A 23,374-nucleotide genomic window follows, 5' to 3' on the forward strand; every position below is an offset into this window, starting at 1 on the left:
TATATCCGCCTCCAAAACAAAATCGTAGTATCCAGTGATAGTGGATTCTCCGGTTATTCAGAATTATTGTCTAAATCCAATTACGTTCTGGGAATTTTCTTTCAAAAAAAGCTCAAGCGATAACAACGCCTGAGCTTTCACGAGTTAGGTAAATGCGGCTTTGATATGTTTCTACTTAAATAATAACACTACGTACTCCACATGGCTTGAATGTCCGTAGCACTTGCACTTAATTGAGGCCATCGATACTCAGCGGTACAGTCAAGGCGCTTCGCCAGAAAATGCGAGAGGGCCGTACCGACTTGGGACGTCCCATATCGCCAATTTCGTTCGCAATACTTATATCAACTCGGATTTTTGCAGCAGCTTTTGCACGATCTCAGCCACTTCCGCTCTCGTTATAAATGCTTTCGGAGCAAGCTGCGTTCCGTTTCTGCCGCTAATCATTCCTGCTTGCAGGCATGAGATCATTCCGGGTTGCGCCCACTTCGATACGCTGTCCGCATCTGCGAACGGACGCAGCGACTCGCTTGCTTCCACGGCAGGAAGCTTCGCCTTCAAGCCCGTAATCTCCATCGCCTTCGCAAGAATAGCAATGGCCTGCTCCCGCGTAACGCTGTCCGTTGGACGGAAGGTTCCGTCGTTCAAACCGTCGATCAGCTTGTACGAATAAGCGGTTTGGATCGCGCTGGCATACCATTCCGCACCCTTGACGTCCGAGAATGGAGAAGCTCCGTTTTCCAACTTCAGCCCGAGCCCCGTACGATAATCGCCGCAAATTCAGCGCGCGTAATATTCTGGTTCGGATCGAACAGATCGCTGCCAATGCCGCTGATGACCATCCGCGAACCCATATCGTTGACGGCCTCTTGAGCCCAGTGGCCGGCTACGTCCTTGAATTCGACCGGATGCCAGACTAAAGAGTACGTACTGTTCGTCATGCTATTTACTTTCGCGTAATACCGACCATCGACAACGACGATTTTCGTCGGCACGTGACGTACCGTTCCATCGGGCTCGACTACAACGCCAGTCGTTATCTTGTTCGGATTCGTGCCTTCCGGAATCGCAATCGTGCGCTCTACATAAGCCGTAAACTTGTTTACATCGATCGTTGTATTTTCATGTACCGCTTTGACCGTAAAATCAAGCGATGGCAAAACAAGGCTGAACGTACCTCTCGCCGCAGCGTTCTCGACCGCTTTCGCCATATTCGCTGTCGGCGCGCCGATCGAGATAAGGATTTTAATATCAGAGAGCGCGACACCCTTACCTATTCGATCCGATATTGCGTTAAGGTTGATCTGCACCGCCGGCAACGTGTAAGTTGCGTACGCCGTTTCAATTTCGAGGACTGCTTCTTTCCGTTCAAGGCTTCGGGCGATTTCGCCGTTAAACTCCCCGATCACCACATCGGACTGAAGCTTAACCGGAATCTTAATGACAGTTCCTTGCCCTGCATTCGACAACCGATTCTCCAGCTTATTCGGATCGACGATAAATGTCGTAACGGATTGCCCGTTTACCTGTTTGGTCGTCAGCGTACCGCCGTTTTCCGGATTGCCGTTAACGAGCACATTTACTTCTGTCGTCGGCTTCGGTGTCGGCGTCGGCGTAGACGGCCCTGCGGATACGGAGGAGCCGCCGCTTGACGCAACGGCTGAATAGTAAGCGGTGTACGTAATCGATGCCGTCACCGTCGTCGCTTCGACCTGCGCCTTCGTCAGCAGCGTCGCCCCTCCGTCGCTGCTCCAACCCGCGAGCGCATAGCCGCTGTTCGCCGTCGCCGTCGGCACCGCTGCAGGGCTGCCGCCATCGGCGACCGTCTCGCTCGTGCCGCCGCTCAGCGTGCCGTTGATCCGGTCGTGTACGTGACAACATGCGTGTTCTGCATGTAATACGCCGTGTACGTAATCGATGCCGTCACCGTCGTCGCTTCGACCTGCGCCTTCGTCAGCAGCGTCGCCCCTCCGTCGCTGCTCCAACCCGCGAAGCGTAGCCGCTGTTCGCCGTCGCGGTCGGCACCGCTGCAGGGCTGCCGCCATCGGCAACCGTCTCGCTCGTGCCGCCGCTCAGCGTGCCGTTGATCCGGCCGCGTACGTGACAACATGCGTGTTCTGCATGTAATACGCCGTGTACGTAATCGATGCCGTCACCGTCGTCGCTTCGACCTGCGCCTTCGTCAGCAGCGTCGCCCCTCCGTCGCTGCTCCAACCCGCGAAGCGTACCCGCTGTTCGCCGTCGCGGTCGGCACCGCTGCCGGGCTGCCGCCTTCGGCAACCATCTCGCTCGTGCCGCCGCTCAGCGTGCCGTTCGATCCCGCCGTGTACGTGACAACATGCGTGTTCTGCATGTAATACGCCGTGTACGTAATCGATGCCGTCACCGTCGTCGCTTCGACCTGCGCCTTCGTCAGCAGCGTCGCCCCTCCGTCGCTGCTCCAACCCGCGAATGCGTACCCGCTGTTCGCCGTCGCGGTCGGCACCGCTGCCGGGCTGCCGCCTTCGGCAACCATCTCGCTCGTGCCGCCGCTCAGCGCGCCGTTCGATCCCGCCGCGTACGCGACGACATGCCGCTCTCCCAGGCGCTTTATCAAATCCCCGGAAATACTATACTGATAAACCCCGCGGGATTGCGTATCCAATACCCATATTCCATCTCCATCGGCAAATACGCCGGATGGACTGAAATTGTTCGTAGGCATAAGGCTCATCGCCAAGGAGCCGTTAGGGAGAAAAACTTGCGTTCGTCCCGAGTCGGTAACATATACCTTATTATCAGGGCCGACAAACACATAATCAGGATTATTTAAGTGGGTATTGTCATTTCCGCTTTGTCCTGCAACACCGGCAAAAATGGATTGATAGACGTAAGATCCGCCAACTAACGAGTACTTCGCGACCGTATGCTCCCAATATCGGGTAACGTATAGATTGCCTGCCCCATCCCCAGCGGCGCCTATCACGGAAGATCCCGTAATTGTCTGAGTAGACTGGTCAGGAAAAATAATTAAAATACTATTATCTTGGGCTACAAACAAGGTACCGGATGCATCGATTGTAATGGAACGTGCGTTTTGAATCGTAGACTCCAGAGGGATTGTGCCGGAGTAACTATATAAACCGGATGCATCTTGATAGCCGTAAATTTGAATTCGTATATTTTCACGATCCAATACATATAAACTTTTCGTGACAGGGTGAACGGCAACCGAAATCGGACCTTTGAACCGGGTGTTGTCGGATCCGGCGCTTTGGGCAATGCCCAGAATTTGATTCAAGCTCTCGTTGCTATTAAAAATTCGGACGACATGGGCATCGTAATCCGCAACGATGACTCGATCTGCGGAATCTTTAGTAATCCCTATCGGGTAATTCCAATTGCTCCAGTCCGGAGCGGTTGCGGCCCAAGAAACGGGTACGGACAACGTAAAAAATACGAGAGAACTCATGAGGACGGCGAGGATGCGACGATACGGTTTTGAAAACATTCGAACAAGCTCCTTTTCTGTGTGTAGGATCCGAGGTAGAGTGATGAATTGGATACTTCCTTATACCGACAAATTTTGCTCCCTAAACGTTCCTCATGCCGCTGTGTTTTCGACCATTTTCGCTATAACCGCTGTCGGCGCAACGACCGGGATAAGGAGTGAGTATAGGTTGCGTACGCCGTTATCATTTCGAGGACTGCTTGCTTCCGTTCAAGGTCAGAAACCATCATAATTCGAATGATAGGAAATTGTAGTCCTCCTAAAGTAGTACATCGTAAAGAATGAAGCAGCCGATATGGCCGCTGCTTGACGCAACTTAAAAGTCGGAGCGTATGCCTTATTCATTAATGAGATCCGACTGCTTAAGCAGTCTCTGGATCAGCGTCGCCGCTTCGGCGCGGGTGACATTGGCTTTGGCTTCGAACTTGCCGCCGCTTCGTCCGCTGATCAGCCCTGCCTTGGCCGCCAACGCGATGCTGTCTTTGGCCCACGTTCCCATATTGGCGCCGTCCGCAAACTTGCCGAGCACAGCATCCTTATCGGTTGCGCCCGTTGCCTTGGCGAGACCTGTCAGCTTCATCGCCTTGGCGATGATAACCATTGCCTGCTCGCGCGTGATCTTGGCGTTCGGCTGGAAGGTGCCGTCCTCAAAGCCCGTGACCAGACCGTAGGCTACGGCCGTCTGAATGGCGCCCGTATACCAAGCGTCCGTTGCGACGTCGCCGAAGCTCTGCGCCCCCTCGCCCAGCCTCAGTCCCAATCCGCGCACGATTATCGCCACGAACTCGGCGCGGGTGATGTCCGCGTCCGGATTGAACGTTGTCTCGTTCACGCCATGGATGACGAGGCGCGACCCCATGTCGTTCACCGCTTCCTTGGCCCAATGCTTCTCCACGTCGGCAAAAGCGAGCGGATGCCAAACGACCGTGTACGTGCTGTTAGTCACGCTATTGATTTTCGCATAGTATTTGCCTTCTACGAGAACGATCTTGGTCGGTACGTGCCGCACCGTGCCGTCGGCGTCAACGACGATGCCCGTTGTAATTCGGTTCGGGTCGATGCCGTCCGGCAAAGCCACCATGCGTTCGACATAGACGTTGAATGTCGTGACTTCGACCGTTTTCCCGTCGTAGGTTCCCGTGATCTTGAAGTCGAGCGCGGGCACGACAACGGAGAACTCGCCCTTCGCCGCCGCGTTCTCAACTACTCTTTCCATTGCGTCCGGCGTCTGCGCAACCGTGATTTTCAACTGAATATCCGCCAGCTTCACGTTGCCGCCGAGCTTGCGGGCTATTTCGTCAATATTGATTTCCTGGGCCGGCAATGTGTAGGTTCCCTTGTTCGTCTGCAGAACGAGCGTCGACGAGAGGTCCTCCATATTCTTAACCATCTGGCCGTTCAGTTCGCCGACAATGACGTCCGACGCAGACTTGACCGGAATGGCGACGACTGCATTCGCGCCCTCCGCATTCAGCTTCGCCTGCAGTTTGGCCGGATCAACGGCGATCGTCGTCGTCTTGACGCCGCCCGATTCCGTCGTTGTTGCTTTGCCCGCACTTTCAACCTTCCCGTTAACCAGCACGTCGACCGACTCTTCGTTCGGACTTGTCGTTCCGGTCGAAGATTCGTTCGGACCTGTCGTCCCGGCCGAAGATTCGTTCGTAGGCTGAGTAACCGTCTGTTCGGCGATAACACTCGCTGCCGTTTGACCGAACTTCACGACTTGTCCTTGCGCGTCTACCTCGGCTACGCCGATCTTGTCGCCGTTCGCAGCCGGGATCAAGCGGTTCCTTGGCACGTTCAGGTAACCGCTAAGCGTGTCGCCGACATTCGGCACGTCTACGGTGCCGCTGCCGAAGTTGAAGTAGACCAACCGGTGCGCACCGTCGGCGGTAGGCGTTACCTCAATTCGGGTTTTGCCATCGTTTGCCGCGCCGCTAGGATCTATTGCGGTTACCGTCAAACCTCCAGCCGGAACGGAAGCATTCGTCGTGAAGATCAGCGTAGTTGACGGTCCCGCCGGAACGGAGCCGCTGGCAGCCACCCGCACCTGAACCGTATGCTCGCCGCTCAGTTGCGGCATGTTGGTTCCGTCATATCGGACGTAGGCTTCGCCGTCGACCGAGAATTCCATCGTAGTGTCCAAACCGACAATCGCATTGCTCGCATCGTCGGCACTCACATTCGGCGCCTCCGGAATGGTTGCATCCGAGTCATGGAGGGTTACCCGAGCGGGGATGGAGGCAAACGCCGATTCTGTTGCATCTACCCGTACATCATAGATGCCAGGCGCTAGCCCGACAACCGACGTACCGGTTATATTCGTCCATGTTTCCGTATTCCCTATTTTATAAGACATCGCGAGATTTACGTTGAGAATAGAACCGTCATTAGCTCCGCGATAGGTGATATCCGTCACGGTTATACCAACCGGAGCTGCCGGACGGGACGGCAGGCTCAGCGTCTGCGCCGCGCTGTCGGTCGTCGTCGTGCCGTTTCCCTTCTTCACCACGTTCACGGTCGCACCAATCCAGCTGCCGTCGATCGCCACTTTGCCGCTGCCGTCCGCCGTCACCGCCGTACCGTTAATGGTGTAGGCGCCGTTCGGAACCAGTCCCGTCAGCTGCTCCGCCGCATAATCGATCCCCGCCGTCGGCGTCGGTTCCGGCGAAGCGATGAATGCCGCGATCGTTACCGTCTGCGCTAAAGATGCGAAGGCCGAAGCCGTTGCTTTGACGCGCACGGCGTACGTATCCGGCGCCAGCGCCGTTACGCTCGTTCCTCTTATGTTTGTCCAGTTGCCGCTTCCCTTCTTGTACTCCATCGCCGAAGATACGTTCGTCAACGTCCCGTCGCTTCCATTAGCGGACGTCTCGTCCGTCTTCCCTGCGGTCGGCGTCGCCGGGCGAGCCGGCAGGCTCAACGTCTGCGCCGCGCTGTCGGTCGTCGTCGTGCCGTTGCCCTTCTTCACTACGTTCACGGTCGCGCCAATCCAGCTGCCGTCGATCGCCACTTTGCCGCTGCCGTCCGCCGTCACCGGCGTACCGTTAATGGTGTAGGCGCCGTTCGGCACCAGTCCCGTCAGCTGTTCCGCCGCATAGTCGATTTCCGCCGCCGGCGTCGTCTCCGCCGCTGGCGCTACCGTGACCGTAATCGTCGCGGTCCCTTTTTTACCGCTATTCACCGTTGATGTAGCCGTGATCGTATAATCGCCTAGCGCGGCGTCCGCCGCCACGGTCACATTACCCGAGCTATTCACCGCCACTTTATTGGTAACATCGCTGCTGGTCCACGCGACCGTCGTCGCCGCCCCTCCCACCGCGTCTACCGAAGCCGTGAGCTTTTTGCTTCCGCCCTGCGCTACGCTGGAGATGCCCGGAGTGACGGTTACGCTGTTGATTGCAGGCGTTGCGAGGACGGTAACCGTCGCCGTTCCTTTTTTACTATTATTGACCGTAGATGTCGCCGTGATCGTATAATCGCCCGGCGCGGCGTCCGCCGCAACGGTGACGTTACCCGTGCCGCTTACCGCTACTTTATTGCTAGAGTCGCTGCTGGTCCATACGACCGTCGTTGCCGTTCCTTCCACCGCGCTTACTACAGCACTGAATTGCCTGCTTCCGCCTTGCGTAATGCTAGCTCTAATCGGGCTAACCAACACGCTGTTAACGGTAGGAAGCGTGACGGTAATCGTCGCCGTTCCTATTTTGCTGTTATCGAAAGTAGATGTCGCCGTGATCGTATAATCGCCCGGCGCGGCGTCCGCCGCAACGGTGACATTACCCGTGCCGCTCACCGCCACCTTATTGGAGTCGCTGCTTGTCCACGTGACCGTCGTCTCTGCTACTCCCGACGCGTCTACCGTAGCATTAAGTTGCTTGCTTCCGCCTTGCGCTAAGGTAACGGGACTCGGAGTCACCGTTACGCTATTGACGGCCGGAGGCGGCAAGAAGGCTACCCGAACTTGTTCAATCGTACTGTTCTTCTCCTGCCACGCTACGAATGTCGCATTATTTAGCGAGGTTATGGCAGGAAAAAAGGCAGCCTTCGTCGGATCCACGATAAAACCGTTTAAGCCGGCTTCGGCGCTCTTCCAATCCGAACCGTTATACTTCTTCGCGCGAATCTTGAATATGGGATTAGCGCCGCCCGCGCCCGTATATTCCGACCACACTGCATAGACTTCATGATTAACGACCGCTAATTTCACGTAGTAGCCTCGGATACCGGGAATTACGTTGAGTCCATACGTTCCGTTGCCGTCAATGCTTGTCCAGTCGTTGCCATCGTATTTCTTAACCCGAATTTGGTCGTCCGTCGTCGAATCTGCCGGTTCATGCCAAGCTACGTACAAGGCGCCATCGGCCGCCGCTAACGACGGGTAGTACGCGCTTCTCCCGGTCGCTATATTTAACCCGGTCGCGGCGCCTCCATCGATCGGCGTCCAGCTGGTGCCGTTGAACTTTTTCGCCCTGAGCTGGTAAATGCTCCCGTTCAATTCCGACCATACCGCGATTAAATCATTTCCCAATACGGCTAAAGCAGGAAAAGCCGCGCCGTTGTTCGGTTCTATATTTAATCCGTTCGCACCTCCGTCGACGCTCGCCCACTCAGCGCCTATATACCTCTTCACGCGAACTTTACCCGCTTCCGACCACGAGGCATATAGGGCATTTTTATATTCAATCAATGTAGGAAAGTTAGCATCCTTTGTCGGATCGTCGTTAATTCCGGTCGCGCTTCCTTCGGCGCTTTCCCAGCTCGAGCCGCCATTATATTTCTTGACCCGAATTTGACCTTGGGACGATGTAACCTCTTCGACCCATGCGACATATAAAGCTCCGTTGAATACCGCCATCGTCGGTCTCGTTCCCGATTTGCCCCGGTTCACGTTGATGCCATCCTGGCCATTGCCGTCGACGCTTATCCAGCCTGTTCCGTTATATTTCTTGACCCTAATCTGATTTGCGGTTACGCCCGGAACGACTTTTTCTTGCCACGCGACATAAACTTCGCCGTTCCATACGGCCAAGGCGGGATATTCGGCCCTATTAGCTGAATTTACGTTAAGACCGTTGGGTCCGCCGCCGTCGATGAACGACCAGCCGGACGCTGCCCAAGCCTTGCCGCCACCGCTTGAAAGAAGCGGTATCCATAGGATAACCGCGAGCAGTAGATAAGCCGTTCTTCGAATTCTATCTTTATTCTTTCTCTTTTCTTGACTCTTTTCTTGACTCTTCTTCGGGATCAAAACGCATCTTCCTCTCCTGATGGTCGTTCTTCCTCAAGTCCCGCGAGATCGTCCACGTGACCGTCATCGCTGTGAAGCTCACACGGTGACATTATAAGGGAAACGATGTTGCAAAATTGTTGCAAAACAAAAAGGAACCCGTTAGGATAACGAGCTCCTTCGTGCGATATCGGGTTAATCCGTTAAGTTGCGAAGCAACGCGGTAAGCGTGTCGCCCGGTACGGCTCCCAGTTCGGTATGGATCAACTCGGCGTATGCTTCATAGTAGGCGGCCGCGCGTTGGGAACCGCCGAAGCGATGGTGCTGCTTCAGAGCCGCTTCCCGCAACGATTCGTCGTAAGGGTCGTGTTCGACCAGCAGATCGGCCAACCGCAGCGCCTTGAGCGGCTCCGCCTCGGTTTTCTCGTAGTACAAGAGCAGCTTTTGCCCCAAGTGCAGGAAATATTGGCGATACCGCTTGCGGTAAGGCTCGCACCAGGCGCCGTCGAATTCTTGCAGGAACGGTCGGCTGCAGCGGAGAACGAGCTGCTCGACATACGCCAGATTGCCCGCGTTCGGCTCGGCGGCCCCTAGCACGAAAAGCTCCAATTCCGCCGCGTCCACGGAGAGCGCTTCATCGGACAAAGCCAGCCTGTAGCCGTTCTTGACGGAAGCCAGCGCCATTCCCGAGCGGCAGTCCCGTAACGTCTTGTTGATTCGGCTGACCGTGCTTCGAAGGTTGATGCCCGCCTTCTCCTCGTTCTGGGTCGGCCAGAGCACCTCGAACAGCTCCCACTTGCTGACCTCTTTTTCCCAAGACTGCAACAGCATATACGCGAGTAACTCCGCGCACTTGGCCGTTACCCACCGAACCGGTTCAAGGGCATCATCCATATGCAGCGTGAACTTGCCGAACAACGCGGCGACGGCCGTCCGTTGTCCACCGCTGCCGACGGCGCCTCCGCGATGCTGCCGTCTTCTGCCGACGCGTTCCAGCGAACGCTCCAAATCCTCCTCCATCACCGGCTTTAGCAAATAATCGAGCGCATTCACCCGAAATGCGTCGATCGCGTATTGATTATGAGCGGTAATGAACACGACCTCCATGTCGAGCTTGTCCGCGTACACCCGCTCCGCGATTTCCAATCCACTCAGCTCCGGCATTTCAATATCCAGAAACAGGACATCGGGCTGCAGCTCTGCCGCCATTCCGAGCGCTTCGTGCGGATTCACGCAGCGCCCCAATACCTTCACGCCGGCATGGACCAGCATTCTGTCGATTTGCTCGGCAACGAGCAGTTCGTCGTCTACGACAATCGCTCTCATCATCCTGCGTCGTCCCCCTCTCCGTCTGCTCCGGCCGTTCCCGCGCGGGAAGGAATCAAGATGGCGACGGTCGTGCCCTTGTCCGGAACGCTCTCGATCCGCAAGCCCTGCCCGTATTCGTTCAACAGCCGCTTATGCACGTTAATCAGACCGATGCTTCCTTCCAGCCGCTCCGGCTTCACGATTCGATCCAGCTGCTCTTCGCTCATGCCGACCCCATCGTCTTGAACGGCCATATGCAGCCCCTGCGGCTCCAGCTTCGCCCGAATGACCACCGTGCCTCCCGACAACCGCTTCATGATGCCGTGGCGAATCGCGTTTTCGACCAATGGCTGCAGGATCAACGCCGGAATCAACGTCTCCGTCCGGACATCCACCTCCCATTCCACATTCAGCCTCGCGCCGAAACGGGCCATCTCCAGCTCGACGTAGGATTTGGTAAGCGACAGCTCCCGCTTCAAGCTGATCTTGGCATGCCGGGGGTCCAGATCGAAGCTGAGCCGCAAATAGTTGCTGAATTCGCCCAGCAGCTTGCCTGCCCGAGCGCCGTCGCTATAGCATAACGAGATAATGCCGCTCAAGGCATTGTATATAAAATGCGGCTTGATCTGCGATTGCAGGAACAGCGACTCCATGCGAATGGCCTGCTCGACGGCTTCCTTCATTTGCAGCATCGTCTGCACCCGGGCCAGCAGTTCTTTGCCGCTGAACGGCTTCACCAGAAAATCGTTGGCCCCCGCCTCGAGGCCCATCGCGATATCGGCCGGCGAGCTGCGCACCGTCAGCAGTAGAACGGGCAGCTTGTAGAGCGGGTTCTCCTCCCGGATTCGCCTACATACTTCATACCCGGAAAGCTCGGGCATCATGACATCGAGCAGAACAAGCGACAGATCGTCGCGATGCCGCTGAATCAGCTTGAGCGCGTCCGCTCCGTTGTACGCCGCGAGAACGCGATAGCGACTCGATGCGAATAACTCCTGCAGCACCTTGATATTGGAGGCATCGTCATCCACCAGCAAAATCTTGACCTTGCCGGGTCTTTCCATCGCTTGCGGCGACGTCTCTTCCGCCCTCGGCGAGCTTGCCTTGAAAAGTATCGGCGACTCCACGGCGACAGAGGCTTCCGCCCAGGCGGTCTCCGATTCCCTTTGCGTTGCCGACGCCTCCGGCAGCCGTAGCTCGAACACGGAACCTCTTGCCGGCTCCGACCACGCCAACTCCAGATCGCCGCCCATTTGCACCGCGAGCGCCTTCGATATTTTCAGACCTAGACCGGAAGATTGAAACATCGAAACCGTCGGCTCTCCGCCGCCTTCGAACAGATCGGCTTTGAATAGCCCCCGCTGCCGCTCCTCGCTCATCCCGGTGCCGGTGTCCGCGAACGTCAAGCCCAGCCAGCCTTCTCGCGACTCCGCGGCCACCACTACGCTTCCCCGTTCCGTAAATTTGAGGGCGTTGCCGACCAGGTTCACGAGAATTTGCTTCAGGCGGTTTTCGTCGGTGAACAAATAATAGGTTCCCGGCGGAACCTGGTTGACCAGCCGTACTTGATCGTTCCTGCGCATGAATGTCAACGCTTCGAGCGTCGCCTGCACCGTGCCGCTGACATCGAAGTACCGATTGTGGAACGTCAGGCTGCCGCTCCGCAAGCTTTGAAAATCGATAATATCATTCACCAGCGTTGACAGCCGGTTCGCTTGGGCAATGATGAAGTTCAGATTGTCGCGATGCCGGTGCGCCATCTCTTGGCCGCCCTGGTCGATGACCACCTGCGCCAGATTGATAATGCCGTGCAGCGGCGTCTTGAACTCGTGGGACGTATGGATGAGAAACTCGTCTTTTTGCCGATCGTACGCGATGAGTTGCTCGGCCAATCGTTCGTTCCGCACGAACGCGTCGCGCATCCGGTCCGACATGAGGAACGATTGCGATAGAACGAGAAGCAGCGGCGTGACGATCATATAATACGGGTTGTCCAACGCTAGCTGATAGCGCGTCTGGGCATACGCCCAGCTAATGATAAGGAAAAATAGACCGAGCAAAATATAGTAAACCTGCACCCCGCCGCTCCGATAACGAAAAATCCAACGAATCATGAACGCGAAGGCGACCGCTTGCAGGACGATCCCGAGCCAAAGAATATCGACCAAGTAGTCGTTCGGCAAGCCGACCAATAAGATTAAATAGACGTAAGAGACCCGTCTCAGCCACTTATATTCCATGCTCCCCTTAAGGTCCAGGTACAGATAGACATAGAGAGTGAACGAGAAGACGGATACGTAAGGCAGGATGAAGAGCATTTTCTGCAGCAACAGGAAGGGGATCCCCGGGAACAGGGTCGCCATGACAATCTCGTTGTCGATGCTGAAGAATAACCCTAATGACAAGCAGAACAAACTGAAAAAGAAGAGATACGGCTCTTTCTTCCATTGTTTGAACGTACCTGCGAAATACATCCCGAATACCAGCAGCGCGGTGATGACGATCATATCCGCCAGACGGCCATTATCGCGCCTGGCCATTACATCGTCGGTTAATCCGAATTCCGGCGCTTGCACCAATCCGCCTTCCAGATAGCGGTAGCTAGCTATCTGAATGATAACGTCAATGGTGTCGGTATCCGCTTTAATCGTACCGAAAAACGGAAGATTGCTAGGTACGAATCGATCCGCCGACAATTCCGGTTTTCCGGTAGCGCCTAGATCCGATCCGTCCATATAGATGTGGCTGGACATGCGAATCTTCTTGCCTCTCAGGCTATAAAAATCAGGATCGCGAACCTCGATTCGCAGACGGTACGTACCCGCGCCATAACCGCTGCCGGAGGAAACGACACCCTTCCACCCTCCGGGAACGCGAACGATTCGGCGCTCCGCCTCAAGTGTCTTGACGCTTGTGCGGAAATCTTGCGGAGTCAGCAGCTTGTTCTCGTAGAACTCCCACTCTCCCCGCAACGGCACGATCCCTTGCTTTGCAAAATCCCATTGTCTGGCGTCCAGCACCCCTTCCCGCGCTTCCGGGTACTGAAACGTGGGGTTCAACCATTCATAAATAAACAGCGACATCACGACGGCGAAAACAGCCATCATGCCGATCAGTACCGACAGTTGTTTTCTCATGGAGTCCGTTTCCCTTTTTCCCCAAATCATCATAAGGATATTATACACTTGAGAATGCTTAGAGTTGGTTGTTATGCGCAGAAAAAATGAAGCGGAGGCATAGAGTTTTTTGATATTGTGATTTAATTCACATTATTGCATGGGAATTAGATTTATAATCAAGACAAGAAAGACAAGAAAACAAACGAGGATGGTGATCCCGATGTTGAACCAATTTCGATCTCGAACATCGGCGAGACATACGATAAACCGATCATTACAATTCGCCGCTTTCGCTTAATACACTAAAATTAGGAGTGAGTGTCATGTTAAAATTATGGAGAGAGAATCGTATAGCCGCAGTCCTCGTCACCATTGTCCGTTTCGTGGTCGGATATGCTTGGATCACCGCAGGATGGCATAAAATCACTGGCGCAACGCCTTTCAACGCCGGAGGATTCTTGAATGGAGCCATTAATAATCCGGTCGTCGATAAGGCAACGGGCGAGGCGGTCTACCCGACTTACCTTGCTTTCCTAGAAAACTTCGCGCTGCCGAACGTTAAAATCATAAACATCTTGATTCCTTGGGGAGAATTCCTTGTAGGTCTTGGTCTCATCCTAGGTACGTTGACCCTCACGGCCGCATTCTTCGGACTCTTAATGAACTTCATGTTTATGTTCGCCGGAACCGTAAGCACGAACCCTTGGCTAACGCTTCTCGGATTGCTGGTCGTCGTCGCCGGAACGAACGCGGGTCGCTTCGGACTTGACCGTTACGTCCTTCCGCTCCTTCACAAAGGCACGGATCGCCTCTTCCACCGCAAGCCGAAAGATCCGGCTACGGGCGCAGGCATTCTAGCTAAGTAACAGATCATAGTTATAACTCTTCATTAAAAGGACCGTCAGGATGACTTCAAATCATCCTGACGGTCTTTTCTATGATGCGTATATGAATTACTCCTCTTTTCTCCCCTTCCATTCCTTTTTCTCTTTATCCTGCTTATCTTTTTTATCTTTCTTATCCTTCTTATCTTTCTTTTCATTTTTATCTTTATTTTTATCTTTCTTATCCGCTTTCCCTTTCTTATCTTCTTTATTGCCATTCCCTTTATTTGATTTCCCAGTAGCGGGACGCTTAAACTCGGATACCGGAACACCCTTTAAGGCCAATGACATCATCTCTTTGAAAATTAAAGCCGGATATTGCCCTCCCGATGTCGTTAAATAATGCTTACTATCCGTATTGTCGTAACCCAGCCAAACCGCCCCAACCAATTCCGGCGTATAACCGACAAACCAAGCGTCTTTCGCACCGCCGGTAATCCCTGAGAACTGTTTACTCTGCGGAAGCTGTGTCGTACCCGTCTTCCCCGCTACCGGACGATCCATCGCCGCGTTCCTTCCCGTTCCTTCCCTGACCACACCCATCAACAGTTCCGTCATCGCGTGAGCATTCTCCGGTAACATAACGGCAACCGATCGAGCTCGGCCTCGGCCAGAACTCTTCCGTCCGTCGTAGTGATTTTAGTGATCGTATGGGCTGAAACCTCTGTCCCAAGATTAGGAAAGATACTATAGCTTTGCGCCATTTGAAGCGGAGATAACCCTTGGAATAGTCCGCCCAGCGCCAAACTTAGATTGTTATCTTCTTCACTAAGCGGAATCCCGAGCTTCTCGACAAACGATTTTCCGGTTTGCAGCCCAATCTCGTTCAATAACCAAACCGCCGGAATATTCCTCGATTGGATAACCGCATCTCGAAGCGATACCTGCCCCAAAGTTCGATGATCCGAATTTTCAGGTTTATAACCATTAATATCTAACGGACCATCGTAGAGCGTCGATTGCGCATCATAGCCCTTTTCCAGTGCGGGCGCGTAGACCATCAGGGGTTTGAATGCCGATCCGGGTTGTCTTACAAGCTGTGTCGCATGGTTGAAACCTCGAAATACATGTTCACCCCGTTGCCCCACGATTCCTCGAACACCTCCAGTAGAGGGATCCAAGATGACTGCTCCGCTCTGCACGAGTTGATCGGGAGCGCTTTGCGGAAACAGGGAATCATTACGGTACGTTTCTTCCATCGCATTTTGAACGACAGGATCTAGCTCTGTGAAGATCAGAAGATTTCCCGCTAACAGCTGGCGCTCGGTAAATCCATATAATTCAATAGCCTCATCGATCACTTCGTCGGTATATGAAGCAAATTGACCTAGCAAATGATTTTGCTGTTCAGAGGGAACCTTCTTGAGTACATGAATGGGTTCAACAATGGCTTGGTTATACTCATCATTCGAAATAAAATCTTCATCGCGCATTAAGCTGAGCACAAGATTTCTTCGCTCCAACGCGAGCTCCTTATTCTTAAGCGGAGAATAACGACTGGGCGCTTTCGGCAGCGCGGCCAATAAGGCGGATTCAGCCAACGTCAAATCCTTCGTATCTTTGCCGAAATATCGCTTAGCTGCTCTCTGTATCCCCCATTGACCTTCACCGAAGTAAATTTGATTCAAATACATTTCAAGAATCTGGTCCTTATTATAAGTAGATTCAATCTTGAGAGCATAGGCTGCTTCCGTCAGCTTGCGTGAGAACGTTTTTTCACCGGTCAAAAATACGTTTTTGGCGAGTTGCTGGGTAATCGTGCTTCCGCCCTGCGCTGCGCCGCCTTCCTTCACATTGCGGAATACAGCCCGAATAATGCCAAAGGCGTCCACTCCGGTATGATCGTAATATCGCTTATCTTCGACCGCGACGATCGCTTGCCGCATATGCAGCGGAATTTGGTCGAGCGATACGGACTCGATTTTGACGGAAACGATCTCGGAGCTCGGATTACCATTCTTATCTATCAATTGAGTCGGAGCTAATATGGGAACAACCAACTTCTCAATATCAAGAGAATTTACCCAATAGACTCCGATAGCCGCAAGCGTCGTAAACACTAGAAGGAATGCGATGATCAAAATACGAAATCTTTTCCTAAGTTTATAGATGCCGGAAAGGCGTGACATTCTGGAGTCGCTGCGAGTATTTCCTTGTTCCTTATGTAAATTCTGCTCTCTCATAGTTGTCTCCTACTGTGGTAAAACGTATCATTAACCCGAAATAGAACACGAAATAGATGGTTTCTAAGTCTATATAATAGTGGGGGAAAATTCGACTTATCGTCAAATGAAGATTATTCCAAGCGAAAAAGAGATGACTTCTGCACAGCACAGAAACCATCTCTACAAGTCTTTTTTGTTTTGTTCAGCGATATTAGAAGTATTCATGTACGAACTTTTCTAAGTGAAATAAATCAAGCACGGGACTTTTACCTCTAGTCATTCAAGAAATTCTATTATCTAGCATAATAGCACCGCTAATCTCATAAATCTCGTTTTTAGATACATAATTTGTTTTTTTTAACCATTCAATCTTATCTTCTAAATTTTTATGAAACGTCCACCCCCCCGGACGGTTCATTACCGTGCAACCCCGTAACACACTTCACTTATGATCATCTGCTTTATCATCAACCTGCATACGATCGAATGGGATTCATCTTAAAGTTTTTACGAGTTATTGACGATACTATTGAAAGATAGCCCATACCGCAGTACCCATAGTGAAAGGAATTGGCTGTGTGAAAAATAGAAAGTTTCTCTCTCTAATTATGATTGCTATTACTCTCTTGACAACGTACTTTGTCCTTCATTCCTTTCGTATATTCGACTCCAGTACATTCGCGGCAAAAAATGGCGTTCTTTCGTTGCAGCATTGGGATCGTCAGGATGAACTTGAGCTTGATGGAGAATGGGACTTCTATCCGGAAGAATTAATCGTGCCAAACCCGGACGAGGATGTCTTTGATCGTTATAAGACCAAACGCCAATCCATACCGGTACCCGCTCCATGGAACCGCTATAAATCTGAGAAGGCAGTTCCTTACGGGACAGGCACCTATCGCTTGCTCATCCAAGTTCCGGAAGATGACCTGTATGGCGTAAAGCTGAATACGATTCGTAATGCCAATAAAGTGTATATAAACGGACAGGAGCTCGGATCAGCAGGCGTTCCTTCCCAAAGAGCCGAAGAATATCGCTTCGATTACAAAAAGTATGTCGTGTTGGGAAACAGTAAGAACAAACAAATAGAGCTTGTTATCCTCGTTGCCAATTATGACTATGCCGTTGGCGGGATTGTCAGCTCGCTCGATTTCGGTCTAGCCGATCAAATATTATCCGAACAAGGCCGTGCCAAATTCGTTGAAGGCTTTCTTATTTCCGGCTATCTGCTGTTTTCGTTTATATACTTTACGGCATATGTACAACACAAACGGAGATTTCGGTATGAGCTATATTTCAGTCTATTCTGTTTGGCGCAAGCTTTACACATATCCACGATAAATGAAAGGTGGATCTACTTACTATTCCCTGAGTTAAGCCCGTCTTCTCAACTAGAAATACAAGCCATCTCACTTACGCTTTTCGTGTTGTTTTTCCTATTGTTTGTGTATCATTTCTTCAACTTGACCGCCAGCAGAAGGATCGTCGCCGCATTAAGCGCAATGCTTGGAATTCAAGCCTTGGCCGTGTATACGTTAAGCATAACGTTCGATCTAATGGTAAACGTTTCATTTACGCTCATTCAACTCATTATTTCAGGGACTACCGCTATCGGTTACGTGTATATTTTTATCCTGCTGCTAAAAGCCTACAGACAAAAAACGGATGAGTCCAACTATGTGCTGATCGTTGTTTATACTTTTGCTCTTTACGGTATCCTGCTTCTCATTGTCCTGCTATTTGAAGTAGATATCGAAATACCGTCATTTCTTTTGTTTTTAATTATGGTAATGAGTTTAGCGCTATTACTGAGTCACCGTTCTCAGCAAGCGTATAACAAGGTAGAGGAAATGTCTAATGAATTGCTTGAATTCGACCGAATGAAGGATGAATTTCTAGTCAAAACCTCACATGAGCTTGGCACTCCGCTCCATGGGATTATGAATCTGTCTCAATCGCTGCTGGAGGGGGTAGAGGGGCCTTTAAAAAGGAAACAGCAAGAAAGCGCAATATTAATACACTCGGTGAGTAGAAGATTGGCAGGGTTGGTTAAGGATCTTTCTTTCATTTCCAAAATAAAGCGAGGCGAGGTTTCTTTCACAGCCAAACCGATCGATATCCGAATGGTTGAAGAAGTGCTCGCTGAGATTGCTATGTCATGCCCCCCTCTCCGTCTGTTCAAATTATCAATAAGATCCCGGCAAATTTGCCGCTTGTCTACACGGATGAGCAGAAGCTAAAGCAAGTATTCTTTAATCTGATCTACAATGCGATTAAATTCACCAAGCAGGGAACGATCACGATTTCAGCTCGAATCCTAGAGGAACAGGCGCACATATCGGTTGAGGATACGGGTCCGGGTATTGCTGCAGAGCACCACGGCCTTATCTTTACAACATTCTATCAAGTTGAAAGCAGCCGTGCCAGGGAATCGGAAGGTCTGGGTCTGGGATTAAGCATTACCAAGAAAATTGTGGAGAGTGCAGGCGGACGTATTTGGGTCACTTCCGAAATAGGTAAAGGTTCTTGCTTCACCTTCACGGTCCCGCTGGCTACTAACGAGCAGCTAATGGGACATAAGGAAATAAGCAGTAGCGAAGCGAACGAACAAGCTGCGTCTGCCCAAGGGATAGATCGAGAGATGAAGCTGTCGCTGCCTGCCCTGTCTACAAGAGTGGAAGGATCAAAACCGTATACCATATTAGTCGTAGATGACGAGCCTGCCAACTTGAAGGCGCTTATTAATATGCTTCATTCGCTTCATTATAGTGTAATTGCAGTAGGCAGCGGGCAGGAAGCACTCGACATCATTGAATCGGAACAGGTGGATCTATTAGTTTTAGATTTGATGATGCCCCAGATGACGGGATATGAGGTCTGCCAAACGATTAGACAGAAGCGAGACTTGGTGGATTTGCCTATTATCATATTAACAGCAGCAGGACAATTGTCCGACTTAGTTATATCCTTCCAATTAGGGGCCAACGATTACTTGCAAAAGCCTGTTAATTTGAAAGAATTAGAGATGCGAATCGAGTCGTTGCTATTAATGAAAAAATCAGCGCACGATGCTGTAGAGCATGAACTCAGCTACTTTTACGCTCAGATTACGCCGCATTTTTTGTACAACACACTCAATTCGATTATTGCGCTAAGTTGGTCTGACCAGGAAAAAACCCAAACTGCATTAGAACATCTTTCTACCTATTTCCGTGGAAAGCTGGATTACCAAAAGCAGCGCTCACTGGTCCCTTTGGGGGAAGAAATACAATTAGTAAAAGCTTACTTAGCGATCGAACAAATGCGCTTTGAAGAAAGACTTCGAATCGAATATAACATTGATGAAACCATTCAAACCTATATCCCGGCACTGACCATTCAGCCGCTAGTGGAAAACGCTGTGCGTCACGGGATAACAAAAAGAAAAGATGGCGGAACGCTGCGTCTTACGATCGAGCGGGAACAGCAGCATATCAAAATCACGATAGAAGATAACGGGATCGGGATTCCTCTTGAAAAGCAGCAAGAGCTATTGCGTGGGCGAAACGAGCGATTAGGCTTTACAAATCCATTTATTAAGCTTTCGCTGATTAAAGGAACCCGTTTTCAATTGAATAGTGAGATGGGCAAAGGGACAACCATCATCATTCATATGCTCGAGATCAAAACCGCACATTGATAGCCATGGCGAATGGATATTCGAAGGGACAGAAGATTTTGTCCGCCAAGCGTTTGAGGAGAAATTCGACCTTCAGGTTAAGCTCATAAGCACCCCACAGGGCCCCGTTTATGCCGCAGAACTAGAGGGGATGAACGAATAGACGCCGATCATTTAGACCGACGCCAATTGGTACTTCATAAAGGACGGTAACCCACATTATTTCGTCACGATAAAGTTAGGTAGATTTTTTTCAAGATCCTTCATTCTTTCCGAATAATCTTGTTCTGCATGAGTTTCCGAAAGGATATTGTTCGACACTAACAAGTCATAAAACGATTTCAGCATCTGGGCTGATATAGCGGAAGTAATCATCATTCTTTGACCGTCGATCAGAACGGAAGATATTTTTTCAGGCTGTACAAGTTCAATTTGTACGCCGTTCCTGTCGATTATGAAATACATTTCCTTTACGTTTTCAAACACTAAATGTTTTACTTCTGCCCCGTTGGCCAAGCGACTCTGAACTTCTTTGATTGAATAGCCCGGATTCGGATCATTTATCAGCAGCCATTTTGCAAATTCTTTTGCATCGACTTCATCCGTATCGTATGTTTTCCAAACAGCGCCATTATCTTTGCTTATCTGTATTGCGTTATCCATCGTGACACGAAGATAGATTTCGTTGTCCATATAAACAGCACGATACTTCGAATCCATAAGGCTGCCTATCAACTTCGGCACATCGTATTTCTTGTTGAATGTTAAATCGTACGGCATTAAATCCGTAATGGTGGCGCCTTGAGATAATGCGGGCACAATCTCGGTAGTGATAGCACCTTGATAGAATGCTGGCGCTGCTTCGGCTGAAGGTTCGGCTGTAGAATTGTCAACATCCGTAACAGCTTCCGTTTTGTCCAATGCAGAAGTCGCGAAGATGATAACGACACCGGCTACAAGCCCAACAGCGAGCAGCATCGTGGCGATCGTGATTTTCTTGGTTTTCATAATCGATATAATCCTTTCTTCGGTCGAGCTTTTGGAAAAGCTGCTAATCATCGGCGATAAACCGATTTTCTTTTCTTCCAAACGTACAAGTGCCCTAGCATAAGTAGGTTTCGTGTTTTCCCCAAATTTCCGTATGACTGTTTCATCGCAGAATAACTCTATATCGCGGTTGGCAAGGATATACATGCCCCATACAAAAGGGTTGAACCAATGGACGCATACGCTAGCGGCAAGAATCCATTTTTTTAGCGTGTCGAATCGCTTGATGTGCGTAAATTCGTGGGTCAGGATAAGCGCAAGCTGTTTCTCATCGTCATAATCTAAATTTTTCGGCAAGAGTACAACAGGCCGATAAATACCGTATGTAAGCGGAGTTGAAATATGATCTAGTTGCCTGATTTGAACATCTCGCCATAACAAATTTGAATGCTGCCATTTTCCTATAAAATCGTTTCTAATAGGCACAGCCATTTTGTAGATTTTGCGATACCTTAAATGCGGAATGATAAAAAATAAAGCACACAACGTAAAACCAACTAACCACACCCACACAATAGGCGATATTCGTGAAGCCGTCTCCAATGGCATAATCGGCGCGTTCAATTGTTCTGTAATTGGTGGCATGATTACCGTAGTTCCATTAATAAATGTTGAACTTTCCGGCGTGGAAATCAACTTTGGCGCTGTAAACATTCTGCTTAAATATTCCGCTGCCGTAAAAATGCTAAATTGCGATTGAACTGAGACAGGTACAAGCAATTGAATTAATGCAACGCCCCAAAGAAACATAAAGGTCATTTTGGGCAGCTTGTGAATAAGCAAGGAACGTAAGAAAATAACTGCAAGAATAAAGACGGAAGCCGAGATACTTATTTGAAGTAAAGACATTCCCTCACCTCATTCCATGCTATCGATAAGACGTTTCAAGCGGCTAATTTCTTCTGTCGACAGTCGTTTCTGTCCCAACAATGAAGCAATCAGTCTGTCGGGGGCACCATCATACATTTTATTAATAAGTTCCGTAGTTTCGTGTTCTTGCGCCTGCTCTCGCGTAACAAGCGCATGGCAAACAAAATTAGGTTCCCGTCGTTCAATCGCCCCTTTATCAAGGCATCTCTTGATAATGGTATAAGTTGTAGTCTTACTCCAACCTATTTTTTCCTTTGTAATTTCTGCAATCCTCTTTGCAGCTGTATCGCCATCTCTCCACAAGATTTCCATAATATTAAGCTCGCTATCGAATAACTTCATAACCAAATGAAAACACCTCGTTCATATTTATTCTACTGCTGTAGAATCATACATTTATATTCTACTTGAGTAGAATCAATATGTCGATAGAGTCCTATAATTTTCTTACACCAATTTCCCCATCCCCCATGCAGCCCTTCTTGATTGCTTTTTGAATATTAATATTCAAACAAAAAAGACGCCGATTATTCGACGTCAATCCATCGTTTCATATCGCTTAAATTATAAATTTGAATTTCATTTGATAACCCCTTTATTCAAAAAAGCATATCCGTTAGTTTAGATGTACTGTTTCAAAAAGTCCTTATTTTCCGTTCCATTGATTTAGAGTAACCGAAACATTCTCTAAATAACTTCCTGCCTATATATTGTTGAAATTTTTTATGTTTAAATCTGTAATATTCGTTCCAGTAGCTAATCATTCTATTATAGCTTTTGCAAAACGACTCAACATTTTCAAGACAAAATTTCTTAAAACGTTCTGTATCCTGTCCTTTTAAAACATCATAATTCATTTCTAATATTTCAACGACATATTCATCACATATTTTTACGATATAAGGAATAGCCCAATCTTCGTAATCCATCTGAAGCAACGAATACATATGTTTTTGGCGAACAAACCCGTCACAACTTCTTGAATAAATGCAATGCAAAATCATTTGTTGTCGTGCACTTAAATTTTGTATAACTTCATTTGGAATATCAATGTAGTAGATACGATAAGGAAACCTAATCACGTTATTATCTTTAGAATATTGAATAATGTCCTGGGACATACCAATATTGATGTTATTAAAAGTTTTATGAGGAATCAGTCCCATCGCCTGTTTCACATCATCACTCAAAAAATTTGGAAATCCATCTTGAAACATACATTCACATCCTTGCTTCACATAATTCTTAGTTCAACAAAACTGCCCGTTAGTCGAACGACAATATCATCATTTGTGTCAGCTATCTAATTAACCAGTCCTTGTCATTTACTTTGTGACTATGTTTTGCACTTTCCTTTGCATCCTCTATAGTTGCGAAATCAAAATCCCCAATGACCTCCCAATCTGAATCACATGAAAATAAATAATATCCTCTACTTCCGTCATACTGGCATATAGCCATTGCGGTGATTGGTAATTTCTCGACTATTTCATTTTTTTCATTTAATATTCCAACAGTTCCATATTGATTAGACATAGAGTTTGATGTGTATTGAATCACTTTTGCACCATCTAACTCATTGGGGATACTCATTTTTAACACC

Annotated in this window: 16 protein-coding genes; 4 read left to right on the top strand and 12 right to left on the bottom strand. The window is 49.9% G+C overall.

Annotated features, from left to right (window positions below):
* Positions 1-339: 339 nt before the first annotated feature.
* The 6 genes from FPL14_RS08975 to FPL14_RS09000 form a co-directional block, all read right to left on the bottom strand.
* Entirely contained in the window at positions 340-744 is a 405-nt protein-coding gene (locus tag FPL14_RS08975; RefSeq protein ID WP_182302660.1) for an S-layer homology domain-containing protein, read from the bottom strand.
* A gap of 2 nt (positions 745-746) precedes the next feature.
* Complete coding sequence (locus tag FPL14_RS08980) at positions 747-2,045, bottom strand: S-layer homology domain-containing protein (protein ID WP_229263958.1); 1,299 nt, start codon at positions 2,043-2,045, stop codon at positions 747-749.
* Between the two features lie 137 nt (positions 2,046-2,182).
* Positions 2,183-3,490 carry an InlB B-repeat-containing protein gene (locus FPL14_RS08985; protein WP_182302662.1) on the bottom strand — a complete coding sequence of 436 codons (1,308 nt, stop codon included), beginning with the start codon at positions 3,488-3,490 and terminating at the stop codon, positions 2,183-2,185.
* A gap of 337 nt (positions 3,491-3,827) precedes the next feature.
* Positions 3,828-8,741 carry an S-layer homology domain-containing protein gene (locus FPL14_RS08990; RefSeq protein WP_182302663.1) on the bottom strand — a complete coding sequence of 1,638 codons (4,914 nt, stop codon included), beginning with the start codon at positions 8,739-8,741 and terminating at the stop codon, positions 3,828-3,830.
* A 174-nt stretch (positions 8,742-8,915) separates the two neighbouring features.
* On the bottom strand, positions 8,916-10,049 hold the full coding sequence (locus tag FPL14_RS08995; RefSeq protein ID WP_182302664.1) for a response regulator: 1,134 nt from the start codon (positions 10,047-10,049) through the stop codon (positions 8,916-8,918).
* Entirely contained in the window at positions 10,046-13,165 is a 3,120-nt protein-coding gene (locus FPL14_RS09000; protein ID WP_182302665.1) for a hybrid sensor histidine kinase/response regulator, read from the bottom strand. The genes FPL14_RS08995 and FPL14_RS09000 overlap by 4 nt, the downstream gene beginning before the upstream one ends.
* Positions 13,166-13,470: 305 nt before the next feature.
* On the opposite strand from FPL14_RS09000, the gene FPL14_RS09005 reads away from it, so the two are divergent.
* The gene (locus tag FPL14_RS09005) at positions 13,471-14,013 is read left to right on the top strand and encodes a DoxX family membrane protein (protein ID WP_182302626.1); all 543 of its coding nucleotides are present in this window, start codon (positions 13,471-13,473) and stop codon (positions 14,011-14,013) included.
* Between the two features lie 87 nt (positions 14,014-14,100).
* Here FPL14_RS09005 and FPL14_RS30285 read toward each other — a convergent pair whose 3' ends face one another.
* Both FPL14_RS30285 and FPL14_RS09015 read right to left on the bottom strand, forming a co-directional pair.
* The gene (locus FPL14_RS30285) at positions 14,101-14,589 is read right to left on the bottom strand and encodes a penicillin-binding transpeptidase domain-containing protein (protein ID WP_182302666.1); all 489 of its coding nucleotides are present in this window, start codon (positions 14,587-14,589) and stop codon (positions 14,101-14,103) included.
* Entirely contained in the window at positions 14,586-15,917 is a 1,332-nt protein-coding gene (locus FPL14_RS09015) for a transglycosylase domain-containing protein (RefSeq protein WP_267875432.1), read from the bottom strand. The genes FPL14_RS30285 and FPL14_RS09015 overlap by 4 nt, the downstream gene beginning before the upstream one ends.
* On the opposite strand from FPL14_RS09015, the gene FPL14_RS29840 reads away from it, so the two are divergent.
* From FPL14_RS29840 to FPL14_RS09030, 3 genes are all read left to right on the top strand, one after another.
* Positions 15,870-16,016 (top strand): hypothetical protein, encoded by a 147-nt coding sequence (locus tag FPL14_RS29840; protein WP_182302668.1) that lies wholly within the window; start codon positions 15,870-15,872, stop codon positions 16,014-16,016. The genes FPL14_RS09015 and FPL14_RS29840 overlap by 48 nt on opposite strands.
* A 758-nt stretch (positions 16,017-16,774) precedes the next feature.
* The gene (locus FPL14_RS09025) at positions 16,775-18,436 is read left to right on the top strand and encodes a sensor histidine kinase (protein WP_182302669.1); all 1,662 of its coding nucleotides are present in this window, start codon (positions 16,775-16,777) and stop codon (positions 18,434-18,436) included.
* Positions 18,403-19,875, top strand: a complete 1,473-nt coding sequence (locus tag FPL14_RS09030) for an ATP-binding protein (protein WP_182302670.1) — start codon at positions 18,403-18,405, stop codon at positions 19,873-19,875. The genes FPL14_RS09025 and FPL14_RS09030 overlap by 34 nt, the downstream gene beginning before the upstream one ends.
* Before the next feature lie 198 nt (positions 19,876-20,073).
* On the opposite strand, the gene FPL14_RS09035 is transcribed toward FPL14_RS09030, so the two are convergent.
* The 4 genes from FPL14_RS09035 to FPL14_RS09050 form a co-directional block, all read right to left on the bottom strand.
* Positions 20,074-21,750, bottom strand: a complete 1,677-nt coding sequence (locus tag FPL14_RS09035; protein ID WP_182302671.1) for a M56 family metallopeptidase — start codon at positions 21,748-21,750, stop codon at positions 20,074-20,076.
* 9 nt (positions 21,751-21,759) lie between these two features.
* Positions 21,760-22,113 carry a BlaI/MecI/CopY family transcriptional regulator gene (locus FPL14_RS09040; RefSeq protein ID WP_229263959.1) on the bottom strand — a complete coding sequence of 118 codons (354 nt, stop codon included), beginning with the start codon at positions 22,111-22,113 and terminating at the stop codon, positions 21,760-21,762.
* A gap of 293 nt (positions 22,114-22,406) precedes the next feature.
* Positions 22,407-22,988, bottom strand: coding sequence for a hypothetical protein (locus tag FPL14_RS09045; RefSeq protein WP_182302672.1), 582 nt, complete (start codon positions 22,986-22,988; stop codon positions 22,407-22,409).
* An 82-nt stretch (positions 22,989-23,070) separates the two neighbouring features.
* Positions 23,071-23,364 (bottom strand): hypothetical protein, encoded by a 294-nt coding sequence (locus FPL14_RS09050; RefSeq protein WP_182302673.1) that lies wholly within the window; start codon positions 23,362-23,364, stop codon positions 23,071-23,073.
* Positions 23,365-23,374 lie beyond the last annotated feature (10 nt).

It is taken from the genome of Cohnella cholangitidis, from assembly GCF_014107495.1.
GTDB classification, from domain to species: Bacteria; Bacillota; Bacilli; order Paenibacillales; family Paenibacillaceae; genus Cohnella; species Cohnella cholangitidis.

Coding starts and splice junctions, on each gene's coding strand:
- FPL14_RS08980 (WP_229263958.1), bottom strand. CDS start 2,045: ATGGCGGCAGCCCTGCAGCGGTGCCGACCGCGACGGCGAACAGCGGCT.
- FPL14_RS08985 (WP_182302662.1), bottom strand. CDS start 3,490: ATGTTTTCAAAACCGTATCGTCGCATCCTCGCCGTCCTCATGAGTTCT.
- FPL14_RS08995 (WP_182302664.1), bottom strand. CDS start 10,049: ATGATGAGAGCGATTGTCGTAGACGACGAACTGCTCGTTGCCGAGCAA.
- FPL14_RS09000 (WP_182302665.1), bottom strand. CDS start 13,165: ATGAGAAAACAACTGTCGGTACTGATCGGCATGATGGCTGTTTTCGCC.
- FPL14_RS09005 (WP_182302626.1), top strand. CDS start 13,471: ATGTTAAAATTATGGAGAGAGAATCGTATAGCCGCAGTCCTCGTCACC.
- FPL14_RS30285 (WP_182302666.1), bottom strand. CDS start 14,589: ATGACGGAACTGTTGATGGGTGTGGTCAGGGAAGGAACGGGAAGGAAC.
- FPL14_RS29840 (WP_182302668.1), top strand. CDS start 15,870: ATGATCGTAATATCGCTTATCTTCGACCGCGACGATCGCTTGCCGCAT.
- FPL14_RS09015 (WP_267875432.1), bottom strand. CDS start 15,917: ATGCGGCAAGCGATCGTCGCGGTCGAAGATAAGCGATATTACGATCAT.
- FPL14_RS09035 (WP_182302671.1), bottom strand. CDS start 21,750: ATGTCTTTACTTCAAATAAGTATCTCGGCTTCCGTCTTTATTCTTGCA.
- FPL14_RS09040 (WP_229263959.1), bottom strand. CDS start 22,113: ATGAAGTTATTCGATAGCGAGCTTAATATTATGGAAATCTTGTGGAGA.
- FPL14_RS09045 (WP_182302672.1), bottom strand. CDS start 22,988: ATGTTTCAAGATGGATTTCCAAATTTTTTGAGTGATGATGTGAAACAG.
- FPL14_RS09050 (WP_182302673.1), bottom strand. CDS start 23,364: ATGAGTATCCCCAATGAGTTAGATGGTGCAAAAGTGATTCAATACACA.